Consider the following 14,883-nt stretch of genomic DNA (forward strand, 5'->3'; position numbering starts at 1 on the left):
TCCGCGGGGAGGCCCGGGGGCCGGCCGGTCAACGCCGCAGACCGTGGTAACGGCCGGGATCGACCACCGTGGTCAGGCCGTTGAGCAGCAGGCGGGTGCCGCCGCGCAGATGGGCGATGTCGTCGCCGCCGTCCCCGGTGGGCACGAGCCAGGTGTACTGCTCGGTCCAGGTCAGCCGGCAGCCGGCTCCCTCGTCGGTCAGTTCGACGGTGACCAGGGAGATCCAGCGGCGGACGCCGCCGACCTCCGCGGAGTAGGCGAGGACGATCCGGGTGTCCGGGACGATGTCCAGGAAGCGGGAGCGGTAGGCGAGCCGTTCCTCGGTGTCCTCGGAGACGAAGACGTTGCGGGCGCTCTCGCCGCCGCCGACCCGGAAGTCCAGTGCGTGTTCGGCGGTGGCGGACGCGCCGGGCAGCCGGAACCAGCGGCTGCGCAGGTCCGGGTCGGCGAAGCCGCCGAAGACCTCCGCCCGGGTCACCGTGAAGTCGACGGAGACGCTGAACGAGCCGTGCCGTACGGGGGATTCCGGGCCGGCGGCCGGGGAGCCGTCCGGCCCGGCCTGGGTGAGGTCACTGGCGTCCATGCGCCGAACGTAACACGGGCCCGGCCGCGTGCCGGGCGGTCCCGGTCAGCGGTCCCGGGCCGCCGCCCGGCCGGTCAGCAGGTCCCGCAGGTCACGGGCGTTGCGGCGGCTCACGGCGAGCACCCGGTCGCCGATGCGGACGGTCAGATTGCCGCCCTCCACCCGGAGTTCCTCGATCCGGCCGAGGGCGACCAGCCGGCTGCGGTGGATGCGCACGAAGCCGTGGGGGCGCCACTGCTCCTCCAGGGTGGACAGCGGGATGCGCACCAGATGGCTGCCCCCGCCGGTGTGCAGCCGCGCGTAGTCGCCCTGTGCCTCGACATGGGTGATGTCGGCCAGCGGCACGAACCGGGTCACCCCGCCCAGTTCCACGGGCACCTGGTCGCCGGCGGCGGGTACGGCGGGCCCGGGTGGCGCGAGCGCCGCCGGGCGGGGGCCCTGGCCGGCCCGGACCAGTTCGGCGACGCGTCGTACGGCCTCGGCGAAGCGTTCCTTGCGCAGCGGCTTGAGCAGGTAGTCGACCGCCTTGAGGTCGAAGGCGCGCACGGCGAAGTCCTCGTAGGCGGTGACGAAGACGATCAGCGGGGGCGCGGCGAGCCCGCCCAGCAGCCGGGCCAGTTCGAGACCGGAGAGGCCGGGCATGCCGATGTCGAGGAAGACGACGTCGAAGCCGTCCGCGCTCTCCGGGCCGCCGGCCGTCCCGCTCAGCCGGCGCAGCGCCTCGGCGGACTCCAGGGCGGGCACGGCGGTGCCGACCCGCGGGTCCTGGTCCAGCAGGTACAGCAGTTCGTCGAGCGCGGGCCGCTCGTCGTCCACGGCCAGGACGCGCAAGGGCTGGTCGGTCACCCGCATGTCCGGCGGCTCCTTCCGTCCTCGGCCGCTCCCCCATGGTGGTCCCGGCCGGGCGGCGCCGTCGAGATCGCGGACGGCGGTGTGTCCCGGCCGTGATGTTCGGCCGCCTCCGCCTCCCTTCGGTCCGCCCGCCGCTACTTGAGGCCGCTGAGCATGACTCCGCGGACGTAGTGCTTCTGGAGCAGCAGGAAGAGGACCAGGACCGGCAGGACGCTCAGCACCAGGCCGGCCATGACGACGGGCATCGTACGGGCCGGGTCGACGTGGTCCTGGAGGAGCTGGATGCCGACCGGCAGCGTCATCACGTCCGGGTTGGCGGTGGAGACGAGCAGCGCCCAGATGTACTCGTTCCAGGCGTCGACGAAGGTCAGCAGTCCCAGGGTCACCAGCACGGGCCTGGTCTGCGGGACCACGATCCGCCACCACACCGTGAACTCGCCGGCCCCGTCGACGCGTGCGGCCTCCAGTACCTCGTCCGGTACGGAGAGCAGGAACTGGCGGGTCAGGAAGATGCCGAAGCCGTTGACGAGGAACGGCACGGTGAGCGCCACCACGCCGGTGGTCAGGCCCGCGCCGCCGCGCCCGAGCAGGTCGTTGCCGCCGGCCAGCGGCCAGTGCACCAGGATCAGGAAGTGCGGGACGAGGAAGAGGAACGGCGGGAACATCATCGTGGACAGGACGAACCGGAAGAGGAAGTGCCGCCCGGGGAAGCGGAGTTTGGCCAGCGCGTAGCCGGCCAGCGACGAGGTCAGCAGTACCGAGGCGGTAATCACGGCGGTGGCGACGGCACTGTTGCGGAAGAGCACCGGCAGGTTCAGCTGGGCCATGGCGGCGCGGTAGTTGGACAGGTCGAACGCCTGCGGCAGGAACCGGTACGGCAGGGTGCCCGCCTCGCCCGCGCCCTTGAAGGACGTCATCACCATGTCGGCGAACGGCACCACGGTGAGCACGGCGCCGGTGACGACGACCGCGTACGACAGCCAGGGGAAGCGGCGGCGGTTCACCCGTCCTCCCCGGTGCGCCGGAAGAACCACAACTGGGCCAGCGTGACCACCAGGACCACGGCGAACAGCACGAACGCGGCGGCGCTCGCCGTGCCCCAGTCGCCGTAGGCGAAGGCCTGCCGGTACATCTCCAGCGCGGCCACGTTCGTCGCGTCGCCCGGCCCGCCCTGGGTCATCACGGTGATCAGCGCGAACGACTGCAGGCCGGTGAGGAACTGGGTGACGCACACGAACAGCAGGGACGGCCGCAGCAGCGGCAGCGTGATCCGCCAGAAGACGGTGGCGGGTCCGGCGCCGTCCAGCGCGGCGGCCTCGTGGTAGGAGGCGGGGATCGACTTCAGGCCGGCGGTCAGGACGAGGACCGCCGAACCGAGCGAGGCCCAGGCCTGGACGACCACGACCGAGGGCAGCGCGGTGTCCGGGTCCTGGAGGAACGCCACCGAGGCGAGCCCGAGGGCGTTGAGGACGCCGTTGGCGAGGCCGCCCGGCTCGTACATGTACTTCCAGACGTTGCCGACGGCGACGACGGTGGTGACGATCGGCAGGAAGTACAGGGTGCGCCACAGTCCCTGGAACCGCAGCCTGTCGATGCAGGCGGCGACGAGCACGGAGCCGGTGAGGGCGAGGGCCACGGTGCCCAGCGCGTACAGCAGCGTGTTGGTGAGGACCGGGGTCAGGAAGGCGGATCCGGCGGCGAAGAGGCGGCCGAAGTTGTCCAGTCCGGCCGGTTGGATGCCGCCGAGGTCGAACCCGGTCCAGTGGGACGTCGACAGCAGCAGCGCGAAGCCGAGCGGCAGGACCAGGAAGACGGCGAAGAACAGCAGCGCCGGGGCCAGGAAGAGGTACGCGACGGCCGTCTGGCGGCGCCGGGCCCGGCCGCGGCGGCGGACGGCGGGCGCGGCGGGCCGCGGGCCGGGCGCCCGGCCGGTCGTCTCCGGCGCCAGGACGTTCACCATGGGCGTGCCACCTCCCGGTCGGCCTGGCGGCGGGTCGTGCGCAGCGCCTCGTCGACCGACCGCCGGCCGGTCCACAGCGCCTCGATGTTCTTGCGCAGCAGGGACTTGGCCTGCTGCGCGCCCGGCACGTTCGGTTCCGGCACCGCGTACGCCAGCGCGTCCAGGAACGGGCGCAGGTTCGGGTCGCCGCCGGTGCCGAGGAGGGCACGCATGTCGTCGGCGCGGCCGGTCAGCGAGCCGACGGAGACCTGGAGGGCGCTCATCCGGGTCGCCGTGGCGCCCCGGCGCGCGGTCACCCTGCCGGTGTTGAGCCAGTGCAGGAACTCCCAGGCCTCGCGCGGGTGCGGGCTGGCCGTGTTGACGCCGAGCATGAAGCCGGTGGCGAGGGTGGCGGGCCGGCGGCCCGGCTCGGGCACGGGGACGGGTGCGATGCCGACGTCCCGGTAGCCGGCGCCCATCAGCTCCCGCAGGCTCGCGGTCCACCAGCCGGCGCCGATCACCATGGCGACCCGGCCGGCCGGGAACGCCCGGTAGACGTTGACGGCGGGGGCGCTGGCGCCGCGGGCGACGAGGCGGTGCTCCAGGGTGAGCACGGCGCGGCCGGCCGGCGAGTCGATGGCGGTGCTCCGGCCGTCCGCGGCGACGAACCGGCCGCCGGCGGCGTGCAGCAGGGCGAGCGTCTGGCCGACGGTGGTGGCGTCGTCGTAGGCGGACAGGCCGAAGCCCTGGACCAGCGGGTTGCCGTACCGGTCGCGCCGGGTGGCGCGGTAGGCGGTCTCCTCCAGCTCCCGCCAGGTGCGCGGCGGGCCGTCGGCGCCGGCCTCGCGCAGCAGCCGCTTGCTGTAGTAGAGGGCGTACGTCTGTGCCTCCGTGGGATAGCCGTAGACCGTGCCGTCCACCGAGGCGGCGCCGACCGCGGCCGGGCCGTAGCCGCGCCGGATCTCCTCGGCGTGCTCGGGCGGCGCGGGCCTGAGGACGCCGGCCCGGACGAGCTGGCCGTTCCACAGGCAGTACGGGTGGAGGATGTCGGCGCCCTGGCCGGCGGCCTGCCGGACCATGAGGGTGGTCAGCAGGTCGCCGAACTCGACGGCCGTCGTCCGTACCTTGACCCGGTCGTGGGTGGCGTTCCACTCGTCGACGGGGCCCTGGAGGGCCTGTCGGAGCGTGCCGCTGGCGTAGTGGGAGAGCAGGGTGAGGACGATCGGGTCGCCGGGGCGTCCGGTGCCCCGGTGCGGTCCGGCGCAGCCGGCGGCGAGCAGCGCCGCGGGCAGCGCGAGCGCGAGGTGCCGGCGGCTCGGCCGGCCGGTGCGGGGGGCCGGCGTCACGGGGCGGTCTCCCGGCGCATGATCCGGAACACCCGGGTGGTGCGGAAGCCGGCCGCGCGGTACAGACGGCCCGCCGGGGACCGTTCGCCGGTCCACAGGAACCAGGCGCAGTGGGCGCCGTGCGCCCGCATCCGCTCCAGGGTGAGGTGGAGCAGGACCGTGCCGAGCCCGGTGCCGCGCATCTCCTCCAGCACGCCGAACGGGCCGAACCGCTCGTCCACCGCCTCGTAGGCGCCGTGCATCGCCCAGCCGGCCAGGCGGCCGGAGGGGTGCCGGGCGAGGACGATCCGGTCGAGCGGGGTGCCGGCGGCCGGACAGGCGCGGATGGCGCGCGCCCAGTCCGGGTCGAAGTGGCGTCCGGCGAAGGCGGCCAGTTCCGCCAGTTCGTCGTCGGCCGGGGTGGTGAACCGGTAGCCGCGCGCGGTGAGTTCCGCGTGGCGGTGGGCGACCTCGTCCGGGAGGCGGTAGCCGACGAGGCCGCGGTCCATCGCCGCCGCCTCGTACCGCGTCCGGAAGCCCAGCGCCTCCAGCAGCCGCGCGGCGTGCGGATAGGCCTCGGCGTCCAGGCCGGGCAGGACGTAGTGCGGGGTGTACGAGGAGAAGTCGACGCGGGTGCGGCCGTGGCCGTGCAGCCAGTCGAGGGCCTCGGCCAGCAGCCGGCGGCCCAGGCCGTGCCCGCGGGCGGCGGGGTCGACGAAGAAGAACGGGATCCAGCCCTGGTCCGGTTCCAGGTCGGTGCCGGCCAGCGGGACGAGCCGGCGCACCGCGTAGGCCGCGCCGAGGACCCGGTCGCCGGCCACGGCGACCCGCAGCCCGTTCGGGTCGAAGTTGGGGTCGAGCAGCACCAGGGAGCGGAAGCGGCCGGAGCTGAGCGGGTCGGCGGGGGCGCTGCGCCGCCACGCCTCCACCAGCGGTGGTCCGTCGCCCGTGCGGAAGCCGCGGATCGCGGTCCGGGAGCGGGTCGTGGGTCCGGTCGCCGGCGGAAGGTGCCCTGCCCCGGGCCGGTCGTGCTGGCTCATCCTCTGCCCCCGTCTGCCGGTGACCTCTCGAAACGGTGGCTGGAAATCTACTGGTCCGTCCGGGAATGTCGAGCCGGACGCGCCCGGACCTCAGTCCGGCAGCACCAGCCGGGCCGTCTCGCCCGGGCCGACGGGCACCGTCCGGCCGCGCAGCCGGACGTCGATGGGTGACTGGCCGGAGTCCGGTACGGCGATCTCCAGCAGGCCGCTGCGCAGCCGCAGCCGGACGCCCCAGTGGCCGTGGTAGCGGATCGAGAAGCCGTAGGAGGACAGCTCGGGCAGCGGGACCGGGTCCAGGCACAGGCCGCCGCCGCGGGTGTCCAGGCCGGTCAGTCCGCGCTGGACGAGGTCGAGGGTGCCGGCCATCGCGCCGAGGTGGATGCCCTCGCCGGTGGTGCCGCCCTGGAGGTCGGCGATGTCGCCGCGCAGCGCCTCCTGGACGAAGCCCCAGGCGGCGGCGCGGCGGGCGCGGGTCAGGATCCAGCCGTGGACGAGTCCGCTGAGGGTGGAGCCGTGGCTGGTGCGGTGCACGTAGTGGTCGACGGTCGCGGACCAGGTGCGCTCGTCCAGCGGGTGGCCCAGCCGCTGGAACAGGGCGCGCAGTTCGACGGGCGAGAAGAGGTAGCCGAGCATCAGGACGTCGGCCTGCTTGGACGCCTTGTAGCGGTTGACGGTGTCACCCTCGGCCTCCAGGATGCGGTCCAGGCGCCGGATGTCGTCGTACCGCTTGCGGTAGGCGTCCCAGTCGAGTTCGGCGAGGTCGCCGTAGCCGTCGAACTGGCTGATCACCCCGTCGTGGAAGGGGATGTGCAGGCCGCGGGAGACCTCCTCCCAGCGGGCGGGTTCGTCCTCGGCGAGACCGGAGTACTCGGTGAACTCGCGCCGGCGCGGCTCGGGCAGGGCGGCCAGCAGTTCCAGGGCGCGGGTGAGCACCCAGGCGGCGGTGACGTTGGTGTACGCGTTGTCGTCCAGGCCCGGCCGGAGGGCGCCCGGATAGGCGTCGTGGTATTCGTCGGGGCCGACCACGCCGCGGATCCGGTACCGGCGCAGGCGGTCGTCCCAGGTCGCCGAGTCGGCCCAGAAGCGGGCGATCTGGAGGAGCATCTCGGCGCCCTCGCCGTGCCGGAAGTCGGTGTCGCCGGTCGCCTCGCAGTACTGCCAGACGTTGTACGCCACCGCCGAGCCGACGTGGTGCTGGAGCCGGGAGTGGTCCGGCAGCCAGCGGCCGGAGCGCGGGTTGAGGTGCAGTTGCTGGGTCTCCTCGTGGCCGTCGCTGCCGCTCTGCCAGGGGTAGAGCGCGCCGCGCCGGCCGAGGGCGGCGGCCGCGTGGCAGGCGGCGTCCAGCCGGCGGTGGCGGTAGCGGAGCAGGGCCCGGGAGACCTCGGGCAGGTGCAGGTTGAGGTAGGGCAGGACGAAGAGTTCGTCCCAGAAGACATGGCCGCGGTAGGCCTCGCCGTGCAGTCCGCGGGCGGGCACACCGGCGTCCAGGTCGGCGGTGTGCGGCGAGAGGGTCTGGAGCACGTGGAACAGGTGCAGGCGCAGGATGCTGCCGGCCTCGCCGGGCACGTCGAGCGCGGTGCGCCGCCAGAGCTGCTGCCAGGCCGTGCGGTGGCCGTCGAGCAGTTCCTCGAAGGCGGGCGCGGCGCGGGCCCGCTCGACGGCCGCGCACAGCGGGTCGCTGATCGCCGGGTCGCGGGAGGTGTGCAGGGCGACGGTCTTGTCCACGGTGACGGTCCGGCCGGGCGGCAGCCGCAGCCGCAGCCGCTGTACGGCGCGCGGTGGTTCGCCGGCCTGGGTCACGGGTGCCTCGGCGGTCAGCCGGGCGGCCAGGCCGAAGCCGATGTCGGAGGTCCGGGTGCGGCAGCGCAGCCAGACGGTGCCGGGCCCGGCGGTGCCGACGCCGACCCGGGTGAGGTGGCGGCCGTCCAGCTCCCGGTAGCGGGCGACCCCGGAGTTGGTGACGCCGCCGTCGAGCGCGGCCTCCACCTCCAGGTCCAGGGCGCGGCCGTCGGCGGTGAACTCGGTGCGCAGTGCGGCCAGGTGCGGGTCGGCGAGGTGGACCAGCCGCAGTTGCCGGACGAGCAGGCCGGCGCCGGTGCCGAGCGGGTAGCGGGTGCGGCGCTCCAGCAGGCCGGGGTCGAGGTGGAGGACCTGGTGGTGCTCGGTGACGGTGGTGGTGTCCGGGGTGAGCCAGGTGCCGCCGGCCGGCCGGAAGCGCAGCGGCAGCCAGTTGGGCAGGTTGACCATGTCCTCGTTCTCGACCCGGCGTCCGGCGACCTCGGAGGTGAGCCGGTTGTAGCAGCCGGCCGCGTAGGTGCCGGGGTAGTGGACGGCGTCGGCGGTGCACTCGGGCAGCGCGCCGCGGGTGGCGAAGTAGCCGTTGCCGAGGGTGCACAGGGATTCGCGCAGGCGTTCCTCGGCGGGCCGGTAGCCGTCGTACTCCCAGGCGGGTCCGGTCACGTCATGCCTCGGACAACAGGCCGGCGAGGATCCGGTCGGGGGTGAGCGGCAGTTCGCGGAAGCGGATGCCGGTGGCGTGGTGGACGGCGTTGCCGAGGGCGGCGGCGGTGCCGACGATGCCGATCTCGCCGATGCCCTTGCTGCCCATGGGGTTGAGGTGGGGGTCGTCCTCCTCGATCCAGTCGGCCTCGATGTCGGGCACGTCGGCGTGCACGGGCACGTGGTAGGAGGCGAGGTCGGACTCCGGGAAGTCGCCGAACGCCGGGTCCACGGTGCTGTGTTCGGTCAGGGCCATGCCGAGGCCCATGACCATGGCGCCGGTGAACTGGGAGCGCGCGGTGCGGGCGTTGAGGATGCGGCCGGCGGCGAACACGCCGAGCAGCCGGCGCACCCGGATCTCGCCGGTGACGGTGTCGACGGCGACCTCGGCGAAGTGGGCCCCGAACGCGTGCCGGGCGTAGGGGCTGTCGGCGTCGGCCTCGCCGGTGGTGTCCGCGCGGGCCTCGATCCCGCCGGCGGGCAGCGGTCCGGGGTGGGCGGCCAGCCGGGCCGCCAGGTCGGCGCAGGCCGCGTGGACGGCCCAGCCCCAGGAGGCGGTGCCCATGGAGCCGCCGGCCAGCGGGGCCGGGGGCAGGCCGGTGTGGCCGACCTCGGTGCGCACCCGGTCGAGGGGCACGCCGAGGGCGTCGGCGGCGACCTGGGCGAGGACCGTACGGGCGCCGGTGCCGATGTCGGTGGCGTTGATCTTGATGATGAAGGTGCCGTCGGGCAGGGCGCGGGCGGCGGCCGTGGACGGGGACGCCTGGCTGGGGTAGGTCGCGGCGGCGACGCCGGTGCCGAGCAGCCACGGGCCGTCGCGGCGGACGCCGGGGCGCGGGTCGCGGCCGGCCCAGCCGAAGCGGCGGGCGCCCTCGCGCAGGCACTCCACGACGTGCCGGCTGCTGAAGGGTTTGCCGCTGCCGGGCTCGCGCTCGGGTTCGTTGCGCACCCGCAGGTCGACCGGGTCGGTGCCGAGCGCGTGGGCGAGTTCGTCCACGGCGGACTCCAGGGCGTACATGCCGGGTGCCTCGCCGGGCGCGCGCATCCAGGACGGGCTGGGCACGTCGAGCGGGACCACCCGGTGGGTGCTGAGCAGGGCGGGCGTGGCGTACATGACGCGGGAGACCGCCCCGGCCTGTTCCACGAACTCCCGTACCCGCGAGGTGTGCGCGGTGACCTCGTGCAGCAGGGCGGTGAGCCGGCCGTCCGGGCCGGCGCCGAGCCGCATCCGCTGCACGGTGGGCGCGCGGTGGCCGACCGTGGTGGGCAGGTGGCGGCGGGGACAGGTCACGGTGACGGGCCGGCCGGTGTGCCGGGCGGCCAGCGCGGCGAGGACGACGTCGGGGCGCGGGGTGCCCTTGGAGCCGAAGCCGCCGCCGACGTGCTCGGCGACGACGGTGACGTCCTCCTCGGGCAGCCGGAACAGTCCGGCGAGCACGGACCGCACGGCGGTGCCGCCCTGGCTGGAGGTGTAGACGGTGAGCCGGTCCCCGTCCCAGTGGGCGGTGCTGGCGTGCGGCTCCATGGGGTGGTTGTGCAGCGGCGGTGTCCGGTAGGTGACGTCGACGCGGACCTCGGCGGCGGCGAAGGCGGCCTCGGGGTCGCCGTGCTCCAGCCGGCCCGGCCCGCTGGTCACCTCCTCGGGCGTGTAGGCGTCCGGGTGGTCCTCGGTGAGGCGGGTGTCGTGGGGTGCGCCGGCGTACTCGACCCGGACGGCCCGGGCGGCGGCGCGGGCGGTCTCCAGGGTCTCGGCGACGGCGAGGGCCACGTACCAGCCGCGGTGCGGCACGTGCGGGCCGCGCAGCACGCCGAGCGTGCCGTCCTCGGGTTCGCCGAGCCCGGCCGCGGCGCCGGGAGTGAGGACGGCTAGGACGCCGGGCAGGGCGAGGGCGGCGGAGGTGTCGACGCCGGTGACCCGGCCGTGGGCGATCGCCGCGGGCACGGGCCAGGCGTGGGCGCGGCCGGGCAGGTGGTGCTCGGCGGCGTAGCGGGCGGTGCCGGTGACCTTCTGGCGTCCTTCGCGGCGCTCGGCGGGAGCGCCCAGGGCAGTGCCCGTCGTGCCGGTCATAAGGGTCCTCCTGTGTCGGCTCAGGCCGCCGCCGGGGCCGGGGCGAGACGGCTCAGGACGTCCAGGGCGAGGTTGCGGGCGAGGGAGACCTTGAAGGCGTTGTCGCGCAGCGGCTCGGCGTGGGCGAGTTCCAGCGCGACGGCTCCTTCGAAGGCGGCGGGCGTGGCGGGGGCGCCCAGCAGGGCCAGCTCGGTGTGCCGGGCCCGCCAGGGCCGGTGGGCGAGCCCGCCGAAGGCCACGCACGCCTGCTCGACCACGCCGTCCACGACCCGCAGGGCGATGGCGACGGAGGCGAGGGCGAAGGCGTACGACGCCCGGTCGCGGGCCTTGCGGTAGGCGGACGGGACACCGGCGGTGGCGGCCGGCAGCAGCACGCCGGTGATCAGTTCGCCGGGGCGGATCCAGGTGTCGCGTTCGGGGTGCTCGCCGGGCAGCCGGTAGAAGTCGGCGATCGGCAGGCGCCGGCTGCCCTCGGTGCCGTACAGCTCGACCTCGGCGTCCAGGGCGGCGAGGGCGACGGCCATGTCGGAGGGGTGGGTGGCGATGCAGTGGGCGGAGTGGCCGAGGACGGCGTGGTCGCGGTGGACACCGTCCCGGGCGCCGCAGCCGCTGCCCGGCTCCCGTTTGTTGCAGGGTTTGTCCAGGTCCTGGAAGTAGGGGCAGCGGGTGCGCTGGAGCAGGTTGCCGCCGGTGGTGGCGGCGTTGCGTAGCTGGCCGGAGGCGCCGGCGAGGAGGGCCTGGGACAGGGCCGGCCAGCGCACGCGGACGCGCGGGTCGGCGGCGAGGTCGCTGTTGCGGACGGTGGCGCCGATCCGCAGGGAGCCGTCGGGCAGCTCGGTGACGGCGTCCAGCGGCAGCCGGCCGACGTCGACCAGGACGGTGGGCCGCTCCACGCCGAGTTTCAGCAGGTCGACGAGGTTGGTGCCGCCGGCCAGATAGCGGGCGCCGGGGTGGGCGGCGTACGCCTCGACGGCCTCCTGGACGCTTCCGGGCCGCAGGTATCCGAAGCCGTTCACTCGATCACGTCCTCGATCGCCTCGACGATGCGCGGGTAGGCGCCGCAGCGGCACAGGTTGCCGCTCATCCGCTCGCGGATCTCGGCCCGGTCCAGCGGGACGGGCCGGCCGGCGGGGGCCGCCGGGCCGGTGACGTGGGAGGGGTGGCCTGCGGCGGCCTCGGCGAGCATGCCGAGGGCGGAGCAGAGCTGGCCGGGCGTGCAGTAGCCGCACTGGAAGGCGTCGCGGTCCAGGAAGGCCCGTTGCAGCGGGTGCGGTTCCTCGCCGTCGCCGCCCAGGCCCTCGACGGTGGTGACCTCGCTGCCGTCCAGGGCGACCGCGAGCAGCAGACAGCTATTGAGGCGGCGACCGTCGACCAGCACGGTGCAGGCACCGCACTGGCCGTGGTCGCAGCCCTTCTTGGAGCCGGTGAGGTCCAGGTCCTCACGCAGCAGGTCCAGCAGGACGCGCCGGTGGTCGACGCGCAGGGTGTGGGGTTTGCCGTTGACCCGGAGGGTGACCTCCGAGTCGTGGCCGGGCTGGGATGCGCTGGTCATGGCCGGGATGACCTTCCGGAAGGACGGACTGCCGTCCCCACCGCGTATCCAGCTCACCCCCGGCTCACACCTGTGCGCGGCCATCCGGTGCCGCGCCGGGCACCCCGGTCAGCGGTGGCCGGCCGCCGGCACCTGCGGGTCCGCCTCCGCCGGCGCCGGGGACGCCCCGGCCGGTGCCGGGGACGCCTCGGCCGGCCGGGTGAACCGGCTGCGGTGCAGCTCGGCGTACCGGCCGCGGGCGGCGAGCAGTTCGTCGTGGGTGCCGCGTTCCACGATCCGGCCGGACTCCACGACCAGGATCTGGTCGGCGGCGCGGACGGTGGACAGCCGGTGGGCGATGACCAGGGCGGTACGGCCCTCCAGCGCCTCGGTGAGCGCTTCCTGGACGGCCGCCTCGGAGGTGTTGTCCAGGTGGGCGGTGGCCTCGTCCAGGATGACCACCCGCTGCCGGGCCAGCAGCAGCCGGGCGATGGTCATGCGCTGGCGTTCGCCGCCGGACAGACGGTAGCCGCGCTCGCCGACGACCGTGTCCAGGCCGTCGGGCAGGGACCGTACGACGTCGGCGAGGCGGGCCCGGCCGAGGGCGTCCCACAGCGCTTCGTCGTCCGCGTCGGGCCGGGCCAGCAGCAGGTTGGCGCGGACGGTGTCGTGGAAGAGGTGGCCGTCCTGGGTGACCATGCCGAGGGTGGCCCGTACGGAGGCGGCGGTCAGGTCGCGGACGTCGACGCCGCCGATCCGGACCGCGCCCGCGTCCACGTCGTACAGGCGGGGCAGGAGCTGGGCGATGGTGGACTTGCCGGCGCCGGAGGAGCCGACGAGGGCGATGGTCTGGCCGGGTTCGGCGCGGAAGGAGACGCCGTGCAGCACCTCGGTGCCGCCGCGGGTGTCGAGCGCGGCGACCTCCTCCAGGGAGGCGAGGGAGACCTGGTCGGCGGACGGGTAGGCGAAGCGGACGCTGTCGAACTCGACGGCGACCGGTCCCTCGGGCACCTCGCGGGCGTCCGGCTTCTCCTGGACGAGCGGCTTGAGATCGAGCACCTCGAAGACCCGCTCGAAGCTGACGAGCGCGCTCATCACCTCCACCCGGGCGCCGGCCAGCGCGGTCAGCGGGGTGTACAGCCGGGTCAGCAGCAGGGCGAGGGAGACGACCGCGCCGGGCTCCAGGGTGCCGCGCAGCGCGAACCAGCCGCCGAGGCCGTAGACGAGGGCCAGGGCGAGGGCGGAGACGAGGGTGAGGGAGGTGATGAAGACGGACTGGGCGGTGGCGGTGCGCACGCCGATGTCGCGGACCCGGGCGGCGCGGGCCGCGAACTGGGCCGACTCCTCCTCGGGGCGTCCGAACAGTTTGACCAGGGTGGCGCCGGGCGCGGAGAACCGCTCGGTCATCCGGGTGCCCATGGCCGCGTTCAGCTCCGCCGCCTCGCGCTGCATACGGGCCATCCGGCTGCCCATGCGGCGGGCGGGCAGCACGAACACCGGGAGCAGGACCAGCGCGAGCAGGGTGATCTGCCAGGACAGGGTGAGCATGACGGCGAGGGTGAGCAGCAGCGTGACCAGGTTGCTGACGACGCCGGACAGGGTGTTGGCGAAGGCCCGCTGGGCGCCGATCACGTCGTTGTTGAGACGGCTGACCAGCGCGCCCGTACGGGTACGTGTGAAGAACGCGACCGGCATGCGCTGCACATGATCGAACACAGCCGTTCTGAGGTCGAGGATGAGTCCCTCCCCGAGCGTCGCCGAGAGCCGCCGGCCGAGGATGCCGAGGGCCGCCTCGGCGAGCGCCACCAGCGCGATGAGCAGGGCCAGCCGGACCACGGTGCCGGAGGGGCGCCCCGCCACGATCGCGTCGACGACGCGGCCGGCGAGGACGGGGGTCGCGACCGCGAGCAGCGCGGTCACCACCCCGATCAGGACGAACCGGACGATGCCGGCGCGGTGCGGGCGGGCGAAGGCGGCGATGCGGCGCAGCGTGGCGCGGGCGAACGGACGGCGCTCGGACTGCGCCGTCATCACGCTGTGCAACTGGGTCCAGGCCGTGGTTTCCATGCTCATGCTGTCGAACCTAGGACCTCAAGCATCGTTGAGGTCAAGGTCCGCGGCATTTCACCCGCGCTGCGGACGGCCGGACGGCTCCGGAGGCACTGGTGCGGCGGGCGGTCGTCTGCGGGACAGTGGGGTCGTCGAGTCGCCGTACGGGAGGGAGCACCCATCGTGCCGGTCCGCGTGGAACGCGAGGAGTACGTCACCACGGTCGTCCTGTCCCGGCCGGCCGCCCGCAACGCGGTGGACGGTCCGACGGCCGCCGAACTGGCCGCCGCCTTCCGGGAGTTCGAGGCAGACGACGGTGCCCGGGTGGCGGTGCTGTGGGGCGAGGGCGGCACGTTCTGCGCGGGCGCGGACCTGAAGGCGATCGGCACGGAGCGCGGCAACCGGGTGGCGGCGGACGGGGACGGGCCGATGGGTCCGACGCGGATGCGGCTGTCCAAGCCGGTGATCGCCGCGGTGGCCGGGCACGCGGTCGCGGGCGGTCTGGAACTGGCCCTGTGGTGCGATCTGCGCGTCGCGGAGGAGGACGCGGTGTTCGGCGTGTTCTGCCGCCGCTGGGGCGTGCCCCTGATCGACGGCGGCACGGTACGGCTGCCCCGGCTGATCGGCACCGGCCGGGCGCTGGACCTGATCCTCACCGGCCGCCCGGTCCCGGCCCGCGAGGCCCTGGACATGGGGCTGGTCAGCCGGGTGGTGCCCACCGGGCGGGCGCGCGCCGAGGCCGAGGCCCTGGCGGCGGCCGTCGCCCGGTTCCCGCAGGCGTGTCTGCGCGCCGACCGGGCGTCCGTCCTGGACCAGGAGGGGCTGGACGAGGAGTCGGCGCTGCGCCGCGAACTGCGGTACGGCGGGGGCGTGCTGGCCCAGGGCGCCGAGGGCGCCGCGCGGTTCGCGGCCGGGGCCGGGCGGCACGGCTCGTTCACCGGTTTCTGACCCGCGCCCGGCCGGTGGTCACTCGGCGGCGACCCGGCTCGTTCACCAG

Annotated in this window: 12 protein-coding genes; 1 reads left to right on the plus strand and 11 read right to left on the minus strand. The window is 74.9% G+C overall.

Annotation, left to right across the window (positions count from 1 at the left end; all coding sequences use genetic code 11):
* Positions 1-28: 28 nt before the first annotated feature.
* From ACZ4SV_RS06980 to ACZ4SV_RS07030, 11 genes are all read right to left on the minus strand, one after another.
* Positions 29-583, minus strand: coding sequence for an SRPBCC domain-containing protein (locus tag ACZ4SV_RS06980; protein WP_468002060.1), 555 nt, complete (start codon positions 581-583; stop codon positions 29-31).
* Positions 584-628: 45 nt separating this feature from the next.
* Positions 629-1,435, minus strand: coding sequence for a LytR/AlgR family response regulator transcription factor (locus ACZ4SV_RS06985; protein WP_468002062.1), 807 nt, complete (start codon positions 1,433-1,435; stop codon positions 629-631).
* A gap of 134 nt (positions 1,436-1,569) precedes the next feature.
* Positions 1,570-2,439, minus strand: a complete 870-nt coding sequence (locus tag ACZ4SV_RS06990; RefSeq protein WP_468002064.1) for a carbohydrate ABC transporter permease — start codon at positions 2,437-2,439, stop codon at positions 1,570-1,572.
* Positions 2,436-3,395: a carbohydrate ABC transporter permease gene (locus tag ACZ4SV_RS06995; RefSeq protein ID WP_468002066.1), complete on the minus strand. Its 960-nt coding sequence runs from the start codon at positions 3,393-3,395 to the stop codon at positions 2,436-2,438. The genes ACZ4SV_RS06990 and ACZ4SV_RS06995 overlap by 4 nt, the downstream gene beginning before the upstream one ends.
* A complete protein-coding gene (locus ACZ4SV_RS07000; protein ID WP_468002068.1) occupies positions 3,389-4,720 on the minus strand; it encodes an ABC transporter substrate-binding protein in 1,332 nt (443 codons plus the stop codon). The genes ACZ4SV_RS06995 and ACZ4SV_RS07000 overlap by 7 nt, the downstream gene beginning before the upstream one ends.
* On the minus strand, positions 4,717-5,739 hold the full coding sequence (locus ACZ4SV_RS07005) for a GNAT family N-acetyltransferase (protein WP_468002070.1): 1,023 nt from the start codon (positions 5,737-5,739) through the stop codon (positions 4,717-4,719). Before ACZ4SV_RS07005 ends, ACZ4SV_RS07000 begins: the two co-directional genes overlap by 4 nt.
* 90 nt (positions 5,740-5,829) lie before the next feature.
* Complete coding sequence (locus tag ACZ4SV_RS07010) at positions 5,830-8,199, minus strand: glycoside hydrolase family 65 protein (RefSeq protein WP_468002072.1); 2,370 nt, start codon at positions 8,197-8,199, stop codon at positions 5,830-5,832.
* Position 8,200: 1 nt separating this feature from the next.
* Positions 8,201-10,306, minus strand: coding sequence for a xanthine dehydrogenase family protein molybdopterin-binding subunit (locus ACZ4SV_RS07015; protein ID WP_468002074.1), 2,106 nt, complete (start codon positions 10,304-10,306; stop codon positions 8,201-8,203).
* Positions 10,307-10,326: 20 nt separating this feature from the next.
* Positions 10,327-11,322, minus strand: coding sequence for an FAD binding domain-containing protein (locus tag ACZ4SV_RS07020; protein ID WP_468002076.1), 996 nt, complete (start codon positions 11,320-11,322; stop codon positions 10,327-10,329).
* Positions 11,319-11,858, minus strand: a complete 540-nt coding sequence (locus ACZ4SV_RS07025; RefSeq protein ID WP_365881436.1) for a 2Fe-2S iron-sulfur cluster-binding protein — start codon at positions 11,856-11,858, stop codon at positions 11,319-11,321. Before ACZ4SV_RS07025 ends, ACZ4SV_RS07020 begins: the two co-directional genes overlap by 4 nt.
* A gap of 108 nt (positions 11,859-11,966) precedes the next feature.
* A complete protein-coding gene (locus ACZ4SV_RS07030; RefSeq protein ID WP_468002078.1) occupies positions 11,967-13,910 on the minus strand; it encodes an ABC transporter ATP-binding protein in 1,944 nt (647 codons plus the stop codon).
* Between the two features lie 159 nt (positions 13,911-14,069).
* Between ACZ4SV_RS07030 and ACZ4SV_RS07035 the strand changes: the two genes are divergently transcribed.
* Positions 14,070-14,834, plus strand: coding sequence for a crotonase/enoyl-CoA hydratase family protein (locus ACZ4SV_RS07035; RefSeq protein ID WP_365881438.1), 765 nt, complete (start codon positions 14,070-14,072; stop codon positions 14,832-14,834).
* The last annotated feature ends 49 nt before the right edge of the window (positions 14,835-14,883 follow it).

It is taken from the genome of Streptomyces sp. NPDC027672, from assembly GCF_055566335.1.